Below are 23,361 nucleotides of genomic sequence, written 5' to 3'. Positions count from 1 at the left end.
CTTTACGGGGGTGTTAGGACTATTCCTCAGCGTATTCTTCGTCCTCGTTTTCTACAAGGGGAAAGTGATGCCAGTCCCAGTATGTCAATAGATTTCTGAGAGCCTCATCGTTTTCGCTTTGGAAAAAATGCCCGTGGGGATATGGGATATCAAATACTTCCTGTTCGCGTCCATAAGCGTGCAGAATGGACAGATATTTATCAATGGGGCCGTAAGCATAAATAACATTGTGCTTATCATAAATAATTAAGCCCTCATTATCGGCATTACCTATCCAGATGTGATGCCTCCCATCTGTTTCCAAGGGTTCCTTGAACTTCAACAAGAAATTAACCAGCACTTCGCGGTTTTCGATGGGCGGAGACTGGTATCGCCCTGCCTCAAAGCTGCCGTCACGAGGTGTCACTAGCACATACAAACAGAAGTAAGGAGCATCCAAACAAGAACTCAACTCCAACATCAACTGCATCTGGTTAACGCTTGCTCCGATCTTCAACCGGGTAAATTTCTCCGTTTCCTCTAGCTGGTAAATATTCCCATAATCGTAAACAGATTCATTGTTACGTGAGTCGAAAGCGGTGAATTTCGGTAGCATAGAGCGTTCTTAACTATTCCTACCCAAACGTATACAAAATATAGTAAGAACCCCCTTTTTCTATACCTTCGGGCGCCTATCCTTCCCCCATGCTATGCTACTCTCCCGAATTGCCCGCCAGCCGCTGCTGGTGTTGCTGGCGCTCCTTGGTTTCGCCTGCTCGCGCTCCGAGGAGGGAGCCCCCGACCCTAACGGCGCGGAAATCGACCCCTATCAAAACATCGTGTTCCAGTTTGCCGATGCGGTAGTGGGGGCCGAGCAACTGGACCGCTGGGATACCACGCGGGTAGTGGAGTTCGAGCCGGCCATGCGCGGCAAGTTCAAGTGGACCACGGACCGGGAGTTGGTGTTTTCGCCCAACGTGCCGCTGCGGCCCAGCACCGCTTTCACGGCCAAACTGGTGAATGAGGCCCTGCCCGAAGGCACGCGCCGGGGCACCGAGCTGCCCGAAGACCGCCAGAAATTCCACACGCCCTACCTGGAATTACAGGCGCCCCAGGCCTTCTGGGCCCGCTCGGAGCGGGCCGTGGGCACGGCCGAGCTGCGGGTGGAACTGCCTTTCAACTACGCCGTGAAGCCCGCCGACGTGAAGCCGCTGCTACGCCTGACCCAGGATGGCGAGCCGGTGGCTTTCGAAGTGGTTGGCGGCGAGGCGGGCGAGCAGGTGCGCCTGAGCCTGAAGCAGCAGCTGCGGCCCGGCTCGCCCCTGAAACTGGCGCTGGCCCCCGGCCTGAGCGCGGTGGGCAGCGACCTGCCCACCGACCAAACCACCGAAGCCGAGCTGGACGTGCCCGACCCCCAGGCACTGGAAGTAGCGACTATTACCGGCACGCTGCAGGGCGCCGACCCGGTTATCAACATTCAAACCAACCAGCCGGTGAGCGGGATGGATTTGCGGAGCGCCGTGGCCGTGTCGCCGCAGGTGGCCTTTGAGGTGGAGGAGCTGGAAAGCGGCGTGCGGCTCAAAGGCGGCTTCGAGGTGGGCAAAAGCTACCAGGTGCGCGTGAGCAGCGGCCTGCGCGGCAGCCTGGGCGGCCAGCTGAACGACGACGTGACGCAGACCGTGAGCTTCTCCGACGAGCGGCCCACCATCAGCTTTGCCAGCGCCGACAAGGCCCTGTACCTCGACGCGCTGGGCTCCCGCAACCTAGGCATCCGCATCAACGAGGTGGATAAAGTAAAGGTGACCATTGCCAAAGTGTACGCCAACAACATCCAGCAACTGTTGCGCGGCGGCAGCCAGTACGGCTACCCCGAGTACGACGGTGAGGATGGGGAGAGCAACCAGGACGAGGAAGGGGAATACGTGGACCGCTCGTTCCAGTACTACGACGTCGAAAACCTGGGCAACGTGCTGTCGGACCGCACCTACACGGTGGCCGGCATGCCCAAAGAGCAGGGTTTACGGCTGCTGAACCTGAGTTTGAAAGACCTGGAGTTTTCGGGAGGCCTCAAGGGGCTCTACGTGATACGCGTGCAGGACACCGAGCGGCAGTGGCTGCAGGTGAGCAAGCTGGTGGCCGTGTCGGATATTGGCCTGATTGTGAAGACCGGCGCGGCCGGCAGCACGATGGTGTTTGCCAACTCGATTCGGGAGGCTAAGGCGCTCGGCGGCGTGGAAATCAGCTACCTGAGCACCAACAACCAGGTAATGGGCACCGGCGTCACCAACGGCGCGGGCGTAGCCAAGTTCGACAGTACAGCCAAAAACTCGCGGTTCCAGCTGGGCATGGTGGTGGCCCGCCGCGGCGACGACTTCACCTTTCTAGACCTGAACCGGAGCCGGGTGGAAACCTCGCGCTTCGAGGTGGGCGGTTTGCAAAACAATGCCGCCCGCTACCAGGCCTTCCTCTACGGCGACCGGGACCTGTACCGCCCCGGCGACACCATCCAGACCAACACCGTGGTGCGCACCGAAAACTGGCAGGCGCCCCCCAAAGGCCTCCCGCTAAAAGTCCGGCTGCTGCTGCCCACCGGCAAGGAGTACGCCAGCCTGCAGAAAACGCTGAGCGCCGAGGGTAGCACCGAGGCCCGCTTCATTCTGCCCCCCAGCGTGATGACCGGCCTCTACACGCTTGAAATCCTGACGGCCAACGACGTGCTGCTGACTTCGCGCCAGCTATCGGTGGAGGAGTTTATCCCGGACCGCATGAAGGTAACGGTTAAGGCCAGTCCCGCCGTGGTGAAGCCTAGCCAGACGGTACAGGCCCAGATTACGGCCCAGAACCTGTTTGGCCCGCCCGCTTCCGACCGCAAGTTCGAAGTGGAATTCTCGCTCAAGGAAAAGCGCTTCCAGCCCAAAGAGTATTCCAATTACGACTTCTCCATCAACAGCGGCAACCGGCGGCGCGGCAACTACGGCAGCCTGGAATCAACCCCGATTTCCGACCGCTTTGAGAAGACCGTGCGCGAAGGCATCACCGACGCTGCCGGCCGCGGCACCGCTACCTACCAGGTGCCCGACTACCCCGATTTGGGCACCCTGGAAGGTGCAGCCTTCACGACAGTGTTCGACGAAACTGGCCGCCCCGTGAACCGCTATGCCACTTTCGAGGTGCAGACTCAGGCGGTGATGTTCGGGGTGAAGAACCTGGGGGAGCTGGTGAAAACCCGCGACGAGGTGCCCGTAGAACTGGTGGCCCTCACGCCGGCCGGCAAGCCTACTAGCGCCACCGCCCGGGTGGAAGTAATCCGCATGTTATGGGAAACCGTGATTGAGCGCCGTGGCGGCCGCTACATCTATAACTCGCAAAAGCGCGAGGAAACCGTTTTGAGCCACAACGTGGAAGTTTCCGGCAGCGGCACCAATGCCAATCTGGGCTTCGCGCCGCAGTATTCGGGCGAGTACGAAATCCGGGTTTCGCGGCCTGGCGCGGCGACTTACGTTTCCCAGCAGGTGTACGCCTACGGTTACGGCGATACCCAGAGCAACTCCTTCGAGGTGAACAACGAGGGCGAGGTAACAATTGAGGCCGACCAGGAAAAATACGAGCCCGGCCAAACCGCCCACCTGCTGCTCAAGACGCCCTTCCCCGGCCGTGTGCTGGTAACGGTGGAGCGAGACCGGGTGCTCGACCATTTCTACGTGGACACCGACGAGAAATCGGCCAAAGTGGACATTCCGATTCGCGGCGGCCATGTGCCCAACATCTACGTGACGGCCACCGCCATCCGCCCCATCAAAGACAACCGCCTGCCCCTGACCGTGGCCCGCGGCTTCGTGCCGCTGGTGGTAGAAAAACCCGGTTCGCGGCTGTCGGTAGCCATTAAGGCGCCCGCGCTGAGCCGCTCCCAGACCGCTCAGATTATTGAAGTAACCACCGCCCCCGGTGCCCAGGTTACGCTGGCCATGGTGGATGAGGGGATTCTGCAGATGAAGGATTTCCGCACGCCCGACCCGCACGCCTACTTCTACCAAAAGCGCGCCCTCGAAGTAGCGGCCCACGACGTGTACCCCTTCCTGCTGCCCGAGCTCGGCACCAGCTCCACCGGCGGCGACGGTTACGACCTCGCCCGCCGCACCACGCCCGTGCCCTCGCGTCGCGTGAAGCTACTGGCCAAGTGGAGCGGCGTGCTCACGGCCGATGGCAGCGGCAAAGTCAGCTACAAACTGCAGGTGCCCCAGTTCAGCGGGGCCATCCGCATTATGGCCGTGGCTTACAAGGGCGACGCCTTCGGCTCGGCTGAACACACCATGCGTGTGGCCGACCCGGTGGTTATTTCCACCGCCCTGCCCCGCTTCGCCAGCCCCGGCGACACGATTGACGTGCCCGTGACCCTGACGAACACGACCACTAAGCCCGGCACCGGTGCGGCCAGTCTGGCCGTAACCGGCCCGTTGCGGGTGTTGGGAGCTGCTTCGCAAACCGTACGCCTGCCGGCCGGCGCCGAGCAGCGGGTGCAGTTTCGGGTGCTGGCCCCCGCCAGCATCGGCAATGCCACGCTAACAACGACGGTGAAAGCGCTCAACGAAACCTTCACCGAAACCATTGAACTGCCCGTCCGCCCCGCTTCACCCTTGCAGAAGCGCACCGGCAGCGGGGTACTGGCGGGCGGCGGCAAAGCGCAGCAGCTGAATCTGAAGACCGATTTCATGGCGGCCTCGTTGCGGAGCCAGCTGGTGGTGAGCCGCTCGCCGATGGCCGAGTTTGCCAAGGATTTGCGCTACCTGCTGCAGTACCCCTACGGCTGCCTGGAGCAAACCGTGTCGGCCGCCTTTCCGCAGCTGTACTACGGTGATTTGGTGGCGACGCTGGGCCAGAAAACCGGCGTTAAAGGCAAGGCGGGGCAGTTCAACCCCAACTACCACGTGCAGGAAGCCATTCGCAAAGTGGAGGCCCAGCAGATGTACAACGGCTCGCTGAGCTACTGGCCCGGCGGCGACTACGACAACTGGTGGTCCACGGCCTACGCCGCCCACTTCCTGCTGGAGGCCCGGCAGGCTGGTTTCGCGGTGAACAAGAACGTGCTCGACCGGGTGCTCGGCTACCTCGAAACCCGCATCCGCCAGCGTGAAACCGAAACCTACAACATCATCCAAACGGGCGGCGTAATCCGGCCGGTGACGCTGGCCAAAAAGGAGATTCCGTACTCGCTCTACGTGCTGACCCTGGCCGGCCGGCCCACTCCGGTGGCGCTCAACTACTACAAGGCCAACCGCTCCCTGCTGGCCGACGATTCGCGCTACCTGCTGGCCGCGGCATTTGCTCTGAGCGGCAACCAGCGCGGTTTCCAGCAGACGGTACCCAGCCGCTACGGCGCGGCCCCGAGCATTGCCGGCCGCGAGCTGGGCGGCTCCTTCTCCTCACCTATCCGCGACATGGCCCTGGTGCTCAACGCCCTGCTCGCCGCCGACCCCGGCAACTCGCAGGTACTCAGCCTGAGCCGGCAGCTGAGCCGCCGCGTGCAGCAGGCCGGCTGGATGAGCACCCAGGAGCGCGCCTTCTCGCTATTGGCGCTAGGCAAGCTGGCCAAGAGCAACGCCAACAGCACCGCCACCGCCCAGCTCCTGACCGATGGCAAGAGCATCGGTGCCTTCACCGGCAAAGACCTCACGGTAAGCAACGTGGCCAACCGCCAGCTGACGTTGCGGCCCAGCGGCAAGGGCAGCCTTTACTACTTCTGGGAAATGGAAGGCATCTCGCCCACCGGCCGCGTGGCCGAGGAGGACGCCTACCTGATGGTTCGCCGCCAGTTCCTGGACCGCAACGGTAACCCGCTGGGCTCGGCCACCTTCCGCCAGAACGATTTGGTGGTGGTCCGCATCACGCTACAGTCGGCCGAAAGCGCCGGGGAAGTGCCCAACGTGGCCATTACCGACCTGCTGCCCGCTGGCCTCGAAATCGACAACCCGCGCATCGGGGCCGTCCGCGACCTGGCCTGGGCCAAGGACGCCGCCCAGCCCGACTACCTCGACGTGCGCGACGACCGCCTGAACCTGTTCACCACCGCCACACCCAAACCCAAAGCGTTCTACTACCTGGCCCGCGCCGTGAGCAAAGGCACGTTCCGCCTCGGCCCCGTCAGCGCCGACGCCATGTACAACGCCGAGTACCACAGCTACTCTGGCGCTGGCGTAGTACGAGTGCGGTAATTTCACCCACAATGAACTACCTCATTTACCTGGCCCACGGCCCGGCGGCCATCAAACACGAGGCGCTGTACAGCCTGCTGACGTACTTTGAAGTAGCCCCCGCGCCGCCCGCTACGGTGCTGGTGTACACCGATACGCCCGACGTTTTCCAGCAGGTACTCGGCGAGCGGACCGACGTGCTGTACCCCGCCGTAACGGCCGAACAGTGGCGGGCCTGGCGCGGGGCGGCCGATATGGTGTACTTGCTCAAAATCGGGGTGCTCCAACATGCGGCGGCCCACTACCCCGGCAACCTGCTGTTCACCGATACCGATACGCTCTGGCAGCGCGACCCGGCCTCGATTTTCGCCCAGATTGCGGAGGGTGCCCGGTTTATGCACCTCGACGAGGGCATAATGCGCACCGGCAACCTGCTCAGTCGCAAGGTGTACCGCCGGTTGCAGGGCCGCGAGTTTGCAGTGGGCATGGGCGGCGTGCGCATCGGCCCCGACACGCGGCTCTACAACTCCGGCATCATCGGTTTCCGGAGTGAGGACGCGGCGCTGCTGGGCGATATTACGCCCCTGGCCGACCAGCTTTACGCCACCTACAACAAGCACATGATGGAGCAACTGGCTACCGGCCTGCGCCTGGGTTTCGACAGCCCCCTGCGCGAGGCAGCCCCCTACGTGCTCCACTACTGGAACCTGAAAGCCATCCGCCCGGCCCTGACGCGGGTATTCGAGCAGTACGCCAGCCAGGGCCTCCCTACGCTCCGCCGCCACCTCGACGCGCTGGACATTACGGGCCAGCACACCGCCGAGCTGGCCTACCGGGAGCTGCCCGGCTGGCGCCGGACCCTGCTGAAGCTGGTAGGCCGCCAGTGGCGGATAGCTGATGGGATAGAGTAGTTCGGGCAGCGGCTATATTCCTTCGAACACCTCCGCCCACTCCAGCGCCGTGCCGGGCAGCGTCGCTACCGGAATCGGGCCGGGCTGGTAAAATTCGCCTTGGAGCTGGTAATGGTCGCCTTCGAGGACGTACACCATGACGTTTTTGAGGCCGGGGTCCACCATCCAGTACTCCCGCACTCCATTTTCCTCGTAGAGGTCGAACTTGGTTTTGCTGTCGTGGGCCACGTTGCCGGGACTCAGGATTTCGATAATCCAGTCGGGCGCCCCCACGCAGCCAAATTCATCGAGCTTCGCCGCGTCACAGATAACGCACAGATCAGGCTGCACTACGGTGCTGATTTGCGCGTCGCCGTCGGGAGTGCTTTTCAGCAGGCGCACGTCGAACGGCGCGGCGAAGCCTTGGCATGCACTACCTCTCAACAGTCCCCCAATCAGTGCGCTCAGGCTAAACGAAATCGACTGGTGCCGCACTCGCGGGGCGGGGCTCATCTGTCGCACCTTACCTCGAATAAGCTCCACGAACTCATCCAGCCGCCACGTCAGGTAGTCGGCGTAGGTGTAGCTTTTGGTCAGGTCGAGTTGAGAAATATCGGTGATGACGGGCATGGCGGCGGGGCTGGCTGAGCTAACGAATATACGGAAGGAAGACGGCAAGAAGGCCGGGGCAACCTGTATCTTGCCAGAATGAAACGGCGCACCGCCATTCGCACCTTCGCACTGCTGGCCGGGCTGGCACTACTGTTACTGGCCCTCGACCGGCTGTTTCCGCTGCCGGCCGCCCCGCGCTACTCGCCCCTAGTGCTGGCCGCCGATGGCACCGTGTTGCACGCCTACCTTAACCCCACCCAGAAGTGGCGGATGAAAACCGAGCTGAGCGAAATTACGCCGGTACTGCGCCAAACCATTATCGAGAAGGAAGACCGCTGGTTTCGCTGGCATTTTGGGGTGAACCCGCTGGCGCTGTTGCAGGCGGCCGGGCGCAACGTGTTTGGCGAGGGCCGCACCACCGGGGCCAGCACCATCACGATGCAGGTGGCACGGCTGCTGGAGCCCAAGCCGCGCACGCTGAGCAACAAGCTGCTCGAAATGGCCCGCGCCACCCAGCTCGAAGCGCATTACAGCAAGGACGAGATTCTGCAGCTCTACCTGAACCTGGTGCCCTACGGCGGCAACATCGAGGGCGTAAAGTCGGCCGCTTTGCTCTACTTCCAGCAGCCGCCCAACTTCCTTTCCCTGGCCCAAACCGTTACGCTGGCCATCATCCCGAACCGCCCGCGGGGCCTGGTGCTGGGCGTGAACAACGAGGCGGTGCGCCGGGAGCGGAACCGCTGGCTCCGCCGGTTCGGAGCGGCCGGACTGTTCGCCAGGCAGGATATTGCCGATGCGCTGCTGGAGCCGCTGGACGTGCGCCGCCACGCCGCGCCCACGCTGGCCCCGCACCTATCGCGGCGGCTGGTACGGCAGTTTCCACACGAGGCCATTATTCGGAGCAGCCTGCAACGCGCCAAGCAAAGCCGGGCCGAGGAGCTGACCGGCAATTACGTGCGCCGCTTGCACGAACTGGGCATTTCGCAGGCTTCGGTGCTGGTGGTGAACAACCGTACCCGGCAGGTAGAAGCGTACGTGGGCTCGGCCGATTTCCGCGACTTCCGGGGCCAGGGCCAGAACGACGGCATCGTAGCCGTCCGCTCGCCCGGCAGCACCCTCAAGCCCTTCCTCTACGCCCTGGCCCTCGACCGGGGCCTCGTGACGCCCAAGCTGCAGCTGCCCGATGTGCCCACCAACTTCCAGGGTTACCGTCCCGAAAACTTCGACAAGCACTGTCAGGGCGAGGTAACGCTGGAGCGCGCTTTGGCCTTCTCGCTCAACATCCCCGCCGTGCGCGTGCTCCAGGATTACGGCGTGCCCACCTTCACCGAAAAGCTTCAGCAGGCCGGTTTCCAGAGCGTGGCCCGCAACCGCACCCGGCTGGGCTTGAGCAGTATCTTGGGCGGCTGCGGAGCCTCGTTAGAAGAACTGACCGGGCTGTACGCAGCGCTGGCGAACGGGGGTGATTATGCGGCGTTGGGGCTGACCGCTGAGCCCTTTGCTCCCTCACGTGGCGCCTCACCCCCTAGCCCCCTCTCCGAAAAAGGAGAGGGGGAACTAGAATCTAATTCTAAAAAACTAAAAGCTAGTCCCCCCTCTCCTTTTTCGGAGAGGGGGCTAGGGGGTGAGGTGCACACCAGGGCCCTCGTCTCCCCTGCCGCCGCCTTCCTCGTAACCGATATCCTGAGCCAGCTGACCCGGCCCGATTTGCCGCTGGGCGCGGCCCGCAGCACCCGACTGCCCAAAATTGCCTGGAAAACCGGCACCAGCTACGGCCGCCGTGACGCCTGGAGCATCGGCTACAACCGCGACTACACGATTGGCGTGTGGGTGGGCAACTTCAGCGGCCAGGGCAGCCCCGCCCTCACTGGCTCCGATGTGGCCACGCCGCTGCTCTTCGACCTGTTCAATGCCCTGGCCTACAACTCGCCCAACGACTGGTTTGTACCGCCCGCTAGCCTCGACTTCCGGCTCGTGTGCACCGAAACCGGCCTCGTACCCGGCGAGAACTGTCCCAACCAGGTAATCGACTACTTCCTGCCCAACCAAAGCTCGGGGCGGCGCTGCCAGCACCAGCGCGAGGTGCTGGTATCGGCCGACGGCGGCTTTACCTACTGCCGGGCCTGCGCGCCGGCGGCGGCTTCCGGCGCGAATTGTACCCCAACCTGCTGCCCGAAGTGGCCGCTTACCGGGTGGCCCAGGGCCTGCCGTACCGCCGGCTGCCGCCCCATAACCCCCAATGTCAGCGGGCCAGCGGCGGGCCCGAGCGGGCGCCCACCATCACCTCGCCCACCCTCAACACCGAGTACGTATTAAGTACCCGCGAACAGCAGCAGTTGCTACTCAGCTGCACCACCGACGGCGAGGTGCGCCAAGTGTATTGGTACGTGAACGACCAGTTTCTGCGGGCGGCTGCGGCTAATGAGCGGGTTTTTTTTCGCCCCCCGCCCGGGCCGCTTAAAATCTCCTGCGCCGACGACCACGGCCGCAACACCGATGTGCTAGTGACAATAGCCGAAATGTAGCTACCGGCTTTTTAGGGCTTATTTCTCTGCCTCACCGCCGGCCCGTGCTTATTGGCAGCGGGTGAGGTGTGGCCGCTACATCCAGCATTTTTCCGGCCGCTAGCATCCTCCTGAACCAGCGGGCACACCTAACAATTTCGCCCGCCGCGGGTTCTGGCGGCTTGGGCTTTATTGTTGAGCCTAATCCGGGGTCAGCTTAACAAGGGCTTGCTGGCTGTCGTCGGAGTTGGCTTCATCCCATTCTTCCTGACCACTTCCTTCCTGTTCGCGTAAGCAGGTAGCTGCTTTTGCCTATCGTATGAATCAACCGCTTCGCGCTTTCGGGCTGCCGGGTTTGCTGCTGCTACTCCTGTTGCCTTTGCTGAGCCGGGCCCAAGTGGCCGCCCCCGCCCCGCCTCTGCCCAACCAGCCCCTTTCCCTTGCCGAGTGCCTGCAATATGCTCTGCTGAATCAGCCCCTGGTGCGCCAGGCCCGGCTCGATGAAGCTATCGGTGAGCGGCAGATTCGGGTGGGCCTGTCGGCCTGGCTGCCCCAAGTGCAGGGCACGGGCACGTACACCCGTAATTTCCAGTTGCCGGTAGCCGTGCTGCCCAACTTCACCGACCCCTCGGCCCCGTCGCAGGTACGGCGCATTGGCTTGCAGAACACCTCAAACCTGGGTTTACAGGGCAACCAGGTGCTCTACAACGCCGATGTGCTGCTGGCTGCCCGCTCGGCCCGCTACGTGCGCCAGCAGAACGGGCAAAACACCGTCAGCTTCCAGATTGATGTGGTGCGCGACGTGAGCAAGGCCTTCTACGATATCCTGCTGACCAACGAGCAGCTGCGGGTGCTCGACGAAGCCATCCGCCGCCAGCAGAAGCAGTTCAAAGATGCCTTCGCGCAGTACGAGGTAGGCCTCAAAGATAAAATTGACTACAAGCGGGCCGAAATTGCCGTCAAGAACGCTGTAACGGACCGCAAGAGCACGGCCGAAAACCTGAAGGGCAAGTACGCCGCCCTGCGCCAGCTGATGGGCGCCCCGCCCGAGGCCGCCCCCGTTACGCTGGCCTACGACACGCTCCAGCTGGCCCGCGAAACCATGCTCGACACGCTGGAGCCGCTGGCTTTCGAGCGGCGCATTGAGCTGCAGCAGCTCCTGACCCAGCAGCAATTCCAGCGCCTCGATATCGACTACTACCGGCTGGGTTTTCTGCCCACACTTTCGGCCTTCGGCAACTACGTGAAGGTGTACCAGAACAACGAATTTGCGGAACTCTACAAGCAGGCCTTCCCGACTTCGCAAGCCGGTTTACAGCTGGGCCTACCAATTTTCACGGGTACCCGCCGCCTTCAAAACCTCAAGATTGCCGAACTGCGCCAAGACCGCCTGAGCCTAGCCGTGCTCGACACGAAGAACCAGATTTCCACCGAGTACGAGCAGGCCCTGGCCCGCTACAAAGGCAACTTTATCGACCTGCAGGCCCAGGGCCAAAACCGCGACGATGCCCGCGAAATCTACAAGATCATCAAGCTGCAATACGATGAGGGCATCAAAACTTACCTCGAAGTAATCGTGGCCGAAAACGACCTGCGCGCCTCCCAGCTCAACTACTACAACGCCCTCTACGCCGTGCTGGCCGCCAAACTCGATGTGCAGCGCGCCCTCGGCACGCTGCCGGTGACGTACTAAAAAGAGTAAGCTATTAGCTGATAGCTGTTGGCTGTTAGCTCCTTCCCCAATGAAAGCTATCAGCTAACAGCTACTGGCTAACAGTTCAACACAACTAACCATGAAGCACCCTTTCCTTTCTCTTCTGGCCCTGTTGCTCCTGGCAGGCTGCGGCTCCAAGGATGCCGATAAGCCGGCTGGTCCGCCGCCGCCCACGCCCGTAACGCTGGTAGCGGCCCGCACCACTGACGCCGTGTACTACGACGAGTATCCGGCCACGGCCGTAGCCCTCAACAGCGTAGAGTTGCGCAGCCAGGTGGGCGGCTTCATCACGGGGCTGTTTTTCCGGGAAGGCGAAGTGGTGCCCAAGGGGAAGAAGCTCTATGAAATCGACCGGCGCACCTACGAGGCGGCCTACCAGCAGGCGCTGGCGGGACTGCGCAGCGCCCAAGCCACGGCCCAGAACGCCAAGCTCAACCTCGACCGGTACCAGCGCCTGGCCCAGCAGGATGCCATTGCGGGCCAGATTGTGGACAACGCCGCCACCAACTACGCCACCGCCCAGGCCCAGGTGGCTCAGGCCCGCGCAACGGTTACGCTGGCCCGCACCGATTTGAGCTACTCCACTATTACGGCACCCTTCAGCGGCCGCATCGGCATTTCGCAGGTGCGGCTGGGCTCCCAGGTCAGTCCCGGCACCACGCTGCTCAACACCATCAGCGGCGAGGACCCGATGGGTGTGGATTTCGTTATCAACGAAACCGATTTGCCCCGCTTTACGGCTTTGCAGAGCGCCGGCAAGGCCAACCCCGACTCGTTGTTCCGGCTGGAGCTTTCTGACGGCACCATGTACAAGCAACTCGGCCGCATTAAGGCAATTGCCCGTGGCGTGGAGCAACAAACCGCCACCGTGCAGGTTCGGGTGGAATTCCCTAACCCCGAGCGCCGCCTCAAGGATGGCATGAGCACGGTGTTGCACGTGCTTAACCGGCAGTCGGGCCAGCGCATCGTGATTCCCTACAAAGCCGTGACCGACCAGATGGGCGAGAGTTTCGTGTACGTGCTCGGCGACAGTAGCAAAGCCCGCCAGCGCAAAGTGCAGCTCGGCCCCCAGTTGCGCGACCAGATAGTGGTGCTCGAAGGCCTCAAAGACGGCGACCAGGTGATTACCGAAGGCTTCCAGCGCCTGCGCGAAGGCAGCCCGGTGCAGGCCGGCGCGCCGCCGACAGCCGGTACGCCGGTTGGAGCCGCCGCCGCGGGTAAGAGGTAGCACAAGTTAAGAGCGCGTCATGCTGAGCATGTGGCGCATAGAGCCAGAGTCGGAGCCGCAGTCGAAGCATCTTCTCTACAGCAATACTATTCCCATTGATTACAACGAAGCAGTAGAGATGCTTCGACTCCGCTGCGCTGCACTCAGCATGACACGCTCTTTTATCTCATCCGACCTCAAAAGCTAACAGCCATCAGCTAACAGCTTACCCCTATGATTGCAGAAACCTTTATCCGCCGGCCGGTTACGGCTATTGTTACGTCGCTGGTGATTGTGCTGGTGGGCGTGCTGGCCATTCTGAACCTGCCGGTGGGCCAGTACCCGGAAATCACGCCGCCCACCGTGTCGGTGAACGGTATTTACACCGGGGCCGACGCCCAGACCGTGGAGCAGACCGTGGCCACGCCCGTGGAAGTGCAGGTGAACGGGACGCCAGGCATGACATACCTGCAGAGCAACTCGTCGAGCAACGGGCAGATGAGCATGACGGTGAACTTCGAGCTGGGCACCGACGTGAACATTGCCGCCCTCGACGTGCAGAACCGCGTGGGCATTGCCCTGCCCTCGCTGCCCCAGGAAGTGCAGCGCCTGGGCATGACGGTGCGCAAGCGGAATCCCAGTATTCTGATGCTGGTGGCCATGTACGCCCCCAAAGGCACCCACAACACCTCCTTCCTCGACAACTACGCCAACCTGTTCATCAAGGACGCGCTGCTGCGCACCCCCGGCGTGGGCGACATTGTGAGCCGGGCCGACGACTTCTCGATGCGCGTCTGGCTCAACCCCGATAAACTCTCGCAGCTCGGAGTAACGGCCCAGGAAGTAACGGCCGCCATTCAGGAGCAGAACGCCCAGATTGCGGCCGGCTCCATTGGGGCCCCGCCCGCCAAGGTAGGCCAGACGTTCGAGTACATCGTGTTTGTGCAGGGCCGCCTGCGCACCACCGAGGAGTTCGGCAACATTATCATCAAAACCAACCCCGAAGACGGGGCCGTGGTCTATCTTAAAGACGTGGCCCGGGTAGAGTTGGGCAAATTCAACTACGCCAACAACTCGTTTGTCGATGGCAAGCGCGCCGCCTACCTGCTCGTGTACCAGGCCCCTGGCGCCAACGCCCTCGACACCTACGAGAACGTGAAAACCACCATGGAGCGGCTCAAGCAGCAGTTCCCGGCCGATGTAGAATACATCATCCCCTTCGAGTCGGCCACGGTGGTAAAGGTATCCATTAAGGAAGTGCTGAACACGCTGGCCGAGGCCCTAGTGCTCGTGATTATTGTGGTGTTTCTGTTCCTGCAAAGCTGGCGGTCCACGCTCATTCCGGTGCTGGCCATTCCGGTGTCCATCATCGGCACGTTCATCTTCTTTATTCCGCTGGGCTTCACCATCAACACGCTCACCATGTTCGGCTTCGTGCTGGCCATTGGTATTGTGGTTGATGATGCCATTGTGGTGGTGGAGGCTGTGGAGCACAACATGAACGCGCGCAAAATGCCGGTTCTGGAGGCCACCATGACGGCCATGCGGGAGATTTCGGCGCCCGTTATTGCCATTGCCCTCATTCTGGCGGCCGTATTTGTGCCGGTGGGTTTCATTCCGGGCATTACTGGGCGGCTGTATCAGCAGTTTGCCATTACCATCGCCATTTCGGTGGTAATTTCGGCCTTTGTGGCCCTCTCGCTCACGCCGGCACTATGCGTGCTGCTGCTCAAGCCCCACGAGCGCAACGAGGAGTCGAAAGGGTTGGACAAGTTCTTTTTCAAGTTCAACAACTGGTTTGAGCGCGTAACCGGCAAGTACGGCAAGGGCGTGCAGCGCGGCATCAAGCACTCGCGGCTGGTGGTTATTCTGCTGGTGCTGCTGGTGGGCGGCACGGGCCTGCTGTACCTCAACAAGCCCACCGCCTTCATCCCGACCGAGGATGAGGGCCGCCTGTTCATCACCTACAACCTGCCCGAAGCCTCCTCTACCGACCGCTCGGTAGCCACGCTCAAGGGTATTATGCAGGAGCTGGATTCCATTAAAGGCATTGCGCACTATGCCGGCCTGGGCGGCCTGAACGTGATTAACTTCTCGTCGAAGTCGAACAGCGGCACTATTTTCTGCCAGCTCGAACCCTGGGCCAACCGCCAGGACAAGGAGCTGCAGCTGGAGGGCCTGATGGCTACCGTGCAAAAGCGGCTCAGCAAGTTCAAGGAAGCCAACGTAGTCGTGATTTCACCGCCCGCCATTCCGGGCCTGGGAAACAGCGGCGGCTTCTCGTTCATTTTCCAGGAGCGCGACGGCGACGGGGATATCAAGACCTTCGACCGCAACCTAAAGGCCTTCCAGGCGGCGCTGGCCAAGCGGCCCGAAATTGCGCGGCCCTTCTCGTTCTTCACCGCCAGTACGCCGGGCTACCAGCTTTCCATCGACCGCGAAAAGGCCAAGAAGCTGGGCGTGTCCATTGCCGACATTGGCACCGCCCTGCGCACTTACCTAGGCTCCTCATACGTTAACGACTTTACGCTCTACGGCCGCAATTTCCGGGTTGTCACCCAGGCCGATTCGGGCTACCGGGGCAGCATCGAAAACCTGAGCCAGTACTACGTGCGCAACAAAACCGGCGGCATGGTGCCCCTGAGCACCATCACCAGTTACCGCCGCGCCGAGTCGGCCCCGCTGATTTCGCACTACAACCTGTTCCGCTCGGCCGAAATCAACGGCAGCGCCGCCCCCGGCTACTCCTCCGGCGACGCGCTGAACGCGCTGAAGGAAGTAGCGGCCGAATCGTTGCCCCAGGGCTACGGCTACGAGTTTTCGGGCCTGACGCGCGAGGAGCAGAAGGCCAGCGGCCAGACCGTCTACATCTTCGGCCTCTCGCTGGTGTTCGTATTCCTGCTACTGGCGGCTCTTTATGAGAGTTGGTCGGTGCCGTTTTCGGTGCTGCTGGCCGTACCGCTGGGTGCGTTCGGAGCCATTCTGGCGCTTACGTTCCTGCCCAAGCTCACCAACAACGTCTACGCCCAAATTGGCCTGATTACGCTCATCGGCCTCTCCGCCAAAAACGCCATCCTCATCATCGAATTCGCCAAGGAGCGGGTGGATAAGGGTATGCCACTCATTGAGGCTACGCTCGAAGCCGTGCGCCTGCGCCTACGCCCTATCGTGATGACCTCGCTGGCCTTTATTCTGGGCGTATCGCCGCTGGTGTTCGCCTCGGGCGCCGGTGCCATCAGCCGCCAGACAATAGGATGGACGGTGCTCGGCGGCATGCTCTCGGCCACGCTGCTGGCCATTTTCATCGTGCCGGTCCTCTACGTGCTCATCACCCGCTTCGCCTACGGCAAGGAGAAGCTGGCCGAGCTCGAAGCTAGTTATAAGCCCGACGAGGAGCACGGCGGCCTTGATGACCCAGGCGACCATTCGCTGACCAGATAGCGAGGTGGGTGATGAGCTGAAAAAGCAACGTCATTCAGAGCTTTGCTCTGAATGACGGGCTTTTAGTCCTCCAACTACTCACTAGCCCACACCTCTGTTCCGGCAGGCACGGCCGTAGCGCCTTGCTGCGTGAGCAGCAGCGCCCGAACGGCGGGCTCACCGGCGCGGGCCACTTCTTCGACGCTGGCCGTAGCGGAAAACTCCTGTTTATCAGGGTAAACCAACTGAACAGGCAGGTTGGTGTGCAGGTCCAGGGCAGCCAGGATTTCGGGCGGCGCGGCGGGTAACAGCAGTACGCCCAGGCCCGTGAGCACCCGGCTTTTCTCAACTCGCAGTAGAAATATTGCTTTCATAAGATAAAATACGCGAAATTGTGCCGCGCTGGCTGTCGGACAGGCTTTTATCCGCTTGAGAAGCTGCCGCGTATCCAGCAAAAATCAACCTGCCGGAGTTTAACCTCACCCACAGGATGAGCGTATTGGCATGGTGCTTGTAAAACACCTCCTGAACACGGGCCATCAGCGTCCCTCCACTTTAAAACTATTGGCCATGAAAAAGGTAAGTCTGTTTCTCGCATTTGTCCTGTTCCTCACGACGGTCTTCAATGGCTTCGCTCAGGATCGTAAGGTTAGCTCCAGCGCCAAGGGTGCTGTAATTGGTGGCCTGGGCGGCGCTGCTGCCGGTGTGCTCATCAACAAGAAAAACCGCGCCGTAGGTGGCGTAGTTGGTGGTGCCGCCGGTGCCGGCTTGGGTTACAGCATCGGCCGCACGGCCGACAACAAGCGCCGCGCCGAGGCCGCCCGCGTAGCCGCTGCCCGTCGGGCCGAGGCTAACCGTCAGGCTTCCTACCGCTCGGGTATTGCCCAGGGTAAGGCCTCGGCCGCTCGGGCCAATGCCGCCACCATGGCTGCCGCTCCGGCCGCTGCTCCGGCCATGATGAGTAGCTTCGCCGCTCCCGGTGCTGCCCCCGCTGCCTACGCCATGAGCTCGGGCTACCTGCCCAACGAGGCATACGGCAAGCGCGAGGCCGCTTACCCTACCTCCGAAGTTCGTCGCAAGAGCTGGTAGTCCGGCCCGTTTGCGTAGTTTCAAAGCCCAGGTCTGCGGACCTGGGCTTTTCGCGCCTTAGGGACCCCTGCCTGCTTCACTTCTGATTTTTCTACCTAATCCTGTTCCCATGAAACGCATTTTTGGCCTCCTGCTGGGAGGTGCCCTGCTTGCCGGCTGCTCCGACACCAAAACCGATGCCGCCGCCGACGTGAACGTGCAAAGCCTCAACCAACAGTTTATTGGAGCCTGGAACGCCAAAAACACCGTGCAGCTCGATTCGCTGCTGGCCGACGACGTGCAGTACGCCCAGGGCGCCACGCGCTTCAGCGGCAAGTCGGAGGTGTCGGACAAATGGGTACGCGCCACCATGGGCACCATTGCCGACCTGAAACTGTACACCACCACCTCGGGCAGCGGCCCGGCCATGGCTTACGAGGCCGGCACGTTCTCGACCGAAGTACTGCCAGAAATGGCCGACCAGCCCCGCGGCGAAGGCGAAGGCAACTTCATCCTGGTTTGGAAAAAGAACGCCAAGAATGCCTGGAAGCTCAGCTACGTGCAGCTCGAAGGCCTACCCGTAAAGGCGAAGTAAGCTTCGATTTCCACAGCACCGAAACGCCCCGCCAGCAACTGCTGACGGGGCGTTTCGCGTTTCCGGCGGCTGAGTTGGCGCGCTATTGCGCCAACTCCGGGCGCGTCAGGTATTCTTCGCCGTCGTATACCGGAGCCATGTGCTGCGCTTCTGCCGCAGTGAAGATGCGGGAGCGGATGAGGAACCGGACGCCGAGCGGGATTTCGAGCGAGAAGCTAGCCCCGCGGCCCTTCACCACATCTACGGTAAGCTGGGTGTGCTGCCAGTACTCGAACTGCGCGGCACTCATAAAAAAGTCGCAGTCGTAAATCTGGCCCAGCCATACATCGTTGCTGCCCACCCGAAACTCGCCCTTGGTAAAGCACATCGGCGATGAGCCGTCGCAGCAGCCGCCGCTCTGGTGAAACATCAGCGGGCCGTGCTCGTCGCGCAGCAAATCGATGGTGGCTTCGGCGGCAGGCGTTACGAGGACGCGGGGAGTTAGGGCAGTTTCGGGCATGGCAAGTGGAATGAGCCGGCCGGAGCCGGGCAGTATCAGAGGAATTTGGTGGGAGGCAACGGAGGCAAGGGCTGAGGTTGCGCGCCGCGTCGCTGGAAACGGTAGTATTGGTTGGTGGTTCGGTCGTGCAGGATACCGTGTCGCAGGTCGTAGGCAATTGCGGTGCGGGGGTCGTAAAAGCTCACTAGCCCTCCGGTTTCTCCGTCGTACACTCCGCCGCGCACAGCATCTTCAGTAGAGGCATTCCGGTCGGGTACCGACCATACTTGCATACTAGGTATACCTGCGGGGGATTCGATTTTCTGCAATACCCAGTCGGAATTTTTGGCTCCTGGCACCGGAAACTGCTGGGCCTGGGCTACCGCCGCGCCGCCTACTAGGCAAGCAGTCAGCAGAGAAGAAGTGAGAAAGCGCATAACAGTAACAAATTGATTAGCAGCTACCAGGGAGACGTACGCCGCACGTACTTGGTTGCGCCATAAACCCGAATGGTGAGCCGATACCCCACCCAACGGCAGAACATCGACTCACCATAGTTTCCGGGTGCTTTACGGCTTAGAAGAAGCCCAGCTTCTGCTGGCTGTAGCTGATGAGCATGTTCTTGGTCTGGCGGTAGTGGCCGAGCATCATTTTGTGGTTCTCGCGGCCGAAACCCGAGTTTTTGTAGCCACCGAAAGGCGCACCGGCCGGATAGTCGTGGTAGCAGTTCACCCACACGCGGCCGGCCTGGATGGCGCGGGGCACTTGGTAGAGCTCATGCGCGTCGCGGGTCCAGACGCCGGCCCCGAGGCCGTAGAGCGTGTCGTTGGCAATTTCGATGGCCTCGTCCATGTCCTTGAACGTCGTCACGGCCACCACCGGGCCGAAGATTTCCTCCTGGAAGATGCGCATTTTGTTGTGGCCCCGGAACACGGTGGGCTTGATGTAGTAGCCCTCGGCCAGCGCCCCGTCTTCCTGGGTGAAGGCCTCGCCGCCGGTCAGCACCTCGGCCCCTTCGTCCTTGCCGATTTCGAGGTAGCTCAGAATTTTCTCGAACTGGTCGTTGCTGGCCTGCGCGCCCATCATAGTTTCCATATCGAGCGGGTTGCCCAGCTTGATGGCTTTCACGCGCTCGACTACCCGGGCCATAAACTCGTCGTAGATGTCTTCCTGCACTAGAATTCGCGAAGGGCAGGTGCAGATTTCGCCCTGGTTGAGCGCGAACATTACCGCGCCCTCGATGGCCTTGTCGAGGAAGTCGTCGTCGGCATCCATCACGCTCTTGAAGAACACGTTCGGCGACTTGCCACCCAGTTCCATCGTAACGGGAATCAGGTTTTCGGCGGCGTACTGCATGATTAGGCGGCCGGTGGTGGTTTCGCCGGTAAACGACACCTTATTGATGCGCGGCGAGGAGGCCAGCGGCTTGCCCGCTTCCAGCCCGAAGCCGTTTACCACGTTCAGTACGCCCGGCGGCAGCACGTCCTGGAGCAGTTCCATGAGCACCATGATGCTGGAAGGCGTCTGCTCGGCGGGCTTCATCACCACGCAACAGCCGGCGGCCAGGGCCGGGGCCAGTTTCCAGGTAGCCATCAGCAGCGGGAAGTTCCAGGGAATAATCTGGGCCACCACGCCCAGCGGCTCCTCAATAACAAGCGACAACGTGCTGCTGTTCAGCTCTGTAGCCGATCCTTCTTCGGCCCGAATGACACTGGCGAAGTAGCGAAAGTGGTCGACTACCAGCGGCAGGTCGGCCAGCGTGGTTTCGCGGATGGGCTTGCCATTTTCCACGCACTCGACGGCCGCCAAATGGTGCAGATTTTCCTCAATGATGTTGGCTACTTTGTTGAGGATGTTGCTGCGCTCGGTGGCCGAGGTTTTGCCCCAGGTCTTGAACGCCTCGTGGGCCGCATCGAGGGCCAGGTTGATGTCTTCCTTGGTACTGCGGGCTACTTTGGTGAACACCTTGCCGTCAATGGGCGAGATGTTGTCGAAGTACTGGCCTTTCACCGGCGCTACCCACTTGCCGCCGATAAAGTTATCGTAGTGGTCCTTGAACTTGGGGCGGTCGATGAGGGTGCTGGGCTTTTCGAGGGTTTCCATGGGCAAGTGGGGTTTGAGGTGAAGAAGGGTTTAAGATAGGTATTCCGGTAGGCAAAAGCAGCGCAGTAGCCGCATTGTTTTCAACTACATACGCCAGCGTGTGAGTGCTTACTCACCTAAAATAAATCTATGAGCGGCGGCAGATGTTTCGGCGGTTCCCGGATGAGCGGCGTGGGCGCCGGTAGCACATTTTTTACCAGTTTCGCTGCCAGCCGGCAACCCGGGCTGGGAACCTGATTTTGCTTGCAGCAGTATCAGCAAGTATCTCATCTCTCATCCCCTACCTCCTATCAACTGCTGTTTATGGAAAGACAAATTGGTGAACCCGGCGAATTTTTAGGTGGCTCGATGGCCAGCCGGGCGGCTAATATCCGGCCCGATATGAAAAAGGTGCGCCAGTTGGATGTGCCCCACCGCACTTACCGCAAGTACCTCTGGGTGAGTATGGGCGCGGCGGCAACGCTCCTGGCGCTGGCCGTGCTACTATATTCGCTCGATTACACCAACGTGGCTATGGGCGGGGTGGTCGTGGGCCTGACCATGATATCAGTGGGGTGGAGTTTTCGCAAAATGCTCACCGGCGACGCCTACCGCAACGGCTTGCTGGTACCGGGTATTATCACGGGCCTGAATGCGCTGCAACTAAGCGTGGTGGCCGAAGTGCAGAACGGCGACGGGCCCAACCCCCGCGGTATTGTGTGGGGCGTCAATCAAATTACCGTCCCGGCCCTCTCCATGCACCCCGAGCAGCTCGGCGAACAAGTGCCTTGCGTGGTGCTGTTCGGAGCCGACTCAGATGGCATTTATATCGATTACGAGCCCCGCCCCCTCTCCTGGGGAACCAACGAGCCGGCCGTCATCAACTCGGCCCATTCTTCCATTGATGCCGAAGAATGGGAACTGGCGGCCCTGATGGCTGAACGGGCAACCACCATTCCGGGCGACCGTACCCTGACCTTTTTCAATGAGGAGTTGCAGTACGTACCCCACATTCCTGAATCTTAGCCCGTGTGAGTTTCACCAGCCGGCTGCCGTAGCTCCGTTAGGCCCGCTAACGGAACTGCGGCGGCCGGCCTGGTTTTACTGTTTCTATAAAACCGCCTGGCCTAACTCGCGGCATTGTAGCCGCCGCCGCAACTTTTACCGGTTTCGGCTGGTTGCAGAAACCGTACCTTTGCCCGCCATCTACTTCCGCCGTCCCGGACTTTCCCGGGCGGCGCTTTTCGTTTTATGCCTGATACCCTAACTGCCCAGGTTCCCGAGCCGGCCCCCATCCGGCCAACTTCCACTGCCCCGGCTACCGCCCCGCTGGCCTCCTCGCAGGTCTGGCTGATGGCCATAACGTGCGGGCTGGTGGTAGCCAACCTTTACTACAACCAGCCCCTACTGGCCGAAATCGGCCGCACGTTTGGCCTCACCGAGAGCAAAGTGAGCTGGGTGGCCACCATTACGCAGGTCGGCTACACGCTGGGCCTGCTGCTGCTGGTGCCGCTAGGCGACAAATGGGAGCGAAAGCGCCTGATTATGAGCCTGGTTATGCTGGTGGCCGTGTGCCTGGCGGTGGCGGCCTACGCGCCCACGTTTGGGGTGCTGGTCGGGGCCTCGCTGCTGCTGGGTTTCTTCTCGGCCGTGCCGCAGCTGCTGGTGCCCATGGCCGCCTCGCTGGCTTCCGATGAGCAGCGGGGCCGGGTGGTGGGCAAGGTGATGAGCGGGCTGCTGATTGGCATTCTGCTCTCGCGCACCATCAGCGGCTATGTGGGGCTGCACTTCGGCTGGCGCACCATGTTTTTGGTGGGCGCTGGGCTGATGCTGGTGCTCGTGGCCGTACTGGCCCGGATGCTGCCCAGCAACCAGCCCTACTACGCGGGCAGCTACGGCAGCCTGCTTCGCTCGCTGGGCACGCTGGCCCGCGAGCTGCCAGTGCTGCGCCGCTCCTCCATCATCGGGGCCTGCCTGTTCGGCGGCTTCAGCGCCTTCTGGACCACGCTGGTATTCTTTCTGGAAAGCGACGCCTACGGTTACCACGCCGACGTAGCCGGACTGTTCGGCCTCATCGGGGCAACCGGGGCGTTTGCCGCCTCGTTCGCCGGCAAATCAGCCGACCACAAAGGGCCGGGCTTTGCGTTGCGGGTCGGGCTGGCGCTGTTCCTGGGTGGCTATGTGTTGATGACCTTCGGCGGCTACCACCTGCTGGGCCTTATTGCGGGTGTAATAGTACTCGACGTGGGCCAACAGATGGCGCATATTTCCAACCAGACCCGCATTTTCAGCCTCCGCCCCGAAGCCCGCAGCCGCCTCAACACCGTGTACATGACGGCTTGCTTCATCGGCGCCTCAGCCGGCTCGCTGCTCGGCGGTATCGCCTGGGACCATTACCAGTGGCCTGGCGTGTGCGCCGTGGGCCTGGGGCTGGTGGCGTTGGCCTACGTTGTGAACCGGTTTTATGGGCGGGAAGCGGGCGAGTAGCAACCTTAATTGTATAGTCCCAGGGAGAGATGGTGTATTTTCCGGGCTGGAATTTCGCACGCACTTATGGGACAAATACTCCACGGCAGCGCCCGCACAACTTCGGCAATACGGGCCGCTATCCAACGTAGTCAGGA

At 61.7% G+C, this 23,361-nt stretch carries 17 protein-coding genes; 11 read left to right on the top strand and 6 right to left on the bottom strand.

The features are described 5' to 3' along the window. Positions 1 to 19: 19 nt before the first annotated feature. On the bottom strand, positions 20 to 595 hold the full coding sequence (locus tag D0N36_RS16060) for a hypothetical protein (protein ID WP_147320945.1): 576 nt from the start codon (positions 593 to 595) through the stop codon (positions 20 to 22). A 94-nt stretch (positions 596 to 689) separates the two neighbouring features. Between D0N36_RS16060 and D0N36_RS16055 the strand changes: the two genes are divergently transcribed. Beyond that, the gene (locus D0N36_RS16055; protein WP_116942853.1) at positions 690 to 6,188 is read left to right on the top strand and encodes an alpha-2-macroglobulin family protein; all 5,499 of its coding nucleotides are present in this window, start codon (positions 690 to 692) and stop codon (positions 6,186 to 6,188) included. A gap of 11 nt (positions 6,189 to 6,199) precedes the next feature. Next, positions 6,200 to 7,078 (top strand): hypothetical protein, encoded by an 879-nt coding sequence (locus D0N36_RS16050; RefSeq protein WP_116942852.1) that lies wholly within the window; start codon positions 6,200 to 6,202, stop codon positions 7,076 to 7,078. Between the two features lie 12 nt (positions 7,079 to 7,090). Here the strand turns inward: D0N36_RS16050 and D0N36_RS16045 are convergent, their stop codons facing one another. After that, on the bottom strand, positions 7,091 to 7,687 hold the full coding sequence (locus D0N36_RS16045) for a Uma2 family endonuclease (RefSeq protein WP_116942851.1): 597 nt from the start codon (positions 7,685 to 7,687) through the stop codon (positions 7,091 to 7,093). Positions 7,688 to 7,765: 78 nt separating this feature from the next. Here D0N36_RS16045 and pbpC point away from each other — a divergent pair, with 78 nt between their 5' ends. From pbpC to D0N36_RS16025, 5 genes are all read left to right on the top strand, one after another. Continuing rightward, positions 7,766 to 9,985 (top strand): penicillin-binding protein 1C, encoded by a 2,220-nt coding sequence (gene pbpC, locus D0N36_RS16040; protein WP_242478955.1) that lies wholly within the window; start codon positions 7,766 to 7,768, stop codon positions 9,983 to 9,985. After that, entirely contained in the window at positions 9,874 to 10,194 is a 321-nt protein-coding gene (locus D0N36_RS19790; RefSeq protein ID WP_242478957.1) for a hypothetical protein, read from the top strand. Before pbpC ends, D0N36_RS19790 begins: the two co-directional genes overlap by 112 nt. A 298-nt stretch (positions 10,195 to 10,492) precedes the next feature. Beyond that, positions 10,493 to 11,866, top strand: a complete 1,374-nt coding sequence (locus D0N36_RS16035) for a TolC family protein (protein WP_116942850.1) — start codon at positions 10,493 to 10,495, stop codon at positions 11,864 to 11,866. Between the two features lie 100 nt (positions 11,867 to 11,966). Further along, a complete protein-coding gene (locus D0N36_RS16030; RefSeq protein WP_116942849.1) occupies positions 11,967 to 13,115 on the top strand; it encodes an efflux RND transporter periplasmic adaptor subunit in 1,149 nt (382 codons plus the stop codon). A 213-nt stretch (positions 13,116 to 13,328) separates the two neighbouring features. After that, the gene (locus D0N36_RS16025; RefSeq protein ID WP_116942848.1) at positions 13,329 to 16,535 is read left to right on the top strand and encodes an efflux RND transporter permease subunit; all 3,207 of its coding nucleotides are present in this window, start codon (positions 13,329 to 13,331) and stop codon (positions 16,533 to 16,535) included. 74 nt (positions 16,536 to 16,609) lie between these two features. Here D0N36_RS16025 and D0N36_RS16020 read toward each other — a convergent pair whose 3' ends face one another. After that, positions 16,610 to 16,888, bottom strand: coding sequence for a hypothetical protein (locus D0N36_RS16020; RefSeq protein WP_116942847.1), 279 nt, complete (start codon positions 16,886 to 16,888; stop codon positions 16,610 to 16,612). Positions 16,889 to 17,084: 196 nt separating this feature from the next. Here D0N36_RS16020 and D0N36_RS16015 point away from each other — a divergent pair, with 196 nt between their 5' ends. Both D0N36_RS16015 and D0N36_RS16010 read left to right on the top strand, forming a co-directional pair. Beyond that, a complete protein-coding gene (locus tag D0N36_RS16015; protein ID WP_116942846.1) occupies positions 17,085 to 17,603 on the top strand; it encodes a hypothetical protein in 519 nt (172 codons plus the stop codon). A gap of 109 nt (positions 17,604 to 17,712) precedes the next feature. Further along, positions 17,713 to 18,177, top strand: a complete 465-nt coding sequence (locus D0N36_RS16010) for a YybH family protein (protein WP_116942845.1) — start codon at positions 17,713 to 17,715, stop codon at positions 18,175 to 18,177. An 82-nt stretch (positions 18,178 to 18,259) separates the two neighbouring features. Here D0N36_RS16010 and D0N36_RS16005 read toward each other — a convergent pair whose 3' ends face one another. The 3 genes from D0N36_RS16005 to D0N36_RS15995 form a co-directional block, all read right to left on the bottom strand. Next, positions 18,260 to 18,676, bottom strand: a complete 417-nt coding sequence (locus D0N36_RS16005) for a DUF779 domain-containing protein (protein WP_116942844.1) — start codon at positions 18,674 to 18,676, stop codon at positions 18,260 to 18,262. A gap of 35 nt (positions 18,677 to 18,711) precedes the next feature. Further along, positions 18,712 to 19,092, bottom strand: coding sequence for a hypothetical protein (locus tag D0N36_RS16000; RefSeq protein ID WP_116942843.1), 381 nt, complete (start codon positions 19,090 to 19,092; stop codon positions 18,712 to 18,714). Positions 19,093 to 19,231: 139 nt separating this feature from the next. Then, positions 19,232 to 20,758, bottom strand: a complete 1,527-nt coding sequence (locus tag D0N36_RS15995) for an aldehyde dehydrogenase family protein (protein WP_116942842.1) — start codon at positions 20,756 to 20,758, stop codon at positions 19,232 to 19,234. A gap of 303 nt (positions 20,759 to 21,061) precedes the next feature. Here D0N36_RS15995 and D0N36_RS15990 point away from each other — a divergent pair, with 303 nt between their 5' ends. Next, on the top strand, positions 21,062 to 21,763 hold the full coding sequence (locus D0N36_RS15990) for a DUF3239 domain-containing protein (RefSeq protein WP_116942841.1): 702 nt from the start codon (positions 21,062 to 21,064) through the stop codon (positions 21,761 to 21,763). A gap of 225 nt (positions 21,764 to 21,988) precedes the next feature. Then, a complete protein-coding gene (locus tag D0N36_RS15985; RefSeq protein ID WP_242478954.1) occupies positions 21,989 to 23,224 on the top strand; it encodes an MFS transporter in 1,236 nt (411 codons plus the stop codon). Positions 23,225 to 23,361: the final 137 nt, after the last annotated feature.

Source organism: Hymenobacter lapidiphilus, from assembly GCF_003417065.2.
In the GTDB taxonomy this organism is placed as follows: Bacteria; Bacteroidota; Bacteroidia; order Cytophagales; family Hymenobacteraceae; genus Hymenobacter.
Note: the sequence above shows the minus strand (reverse complement) of the source record. Positions and strands in the feature narration are given on the sequence as shown.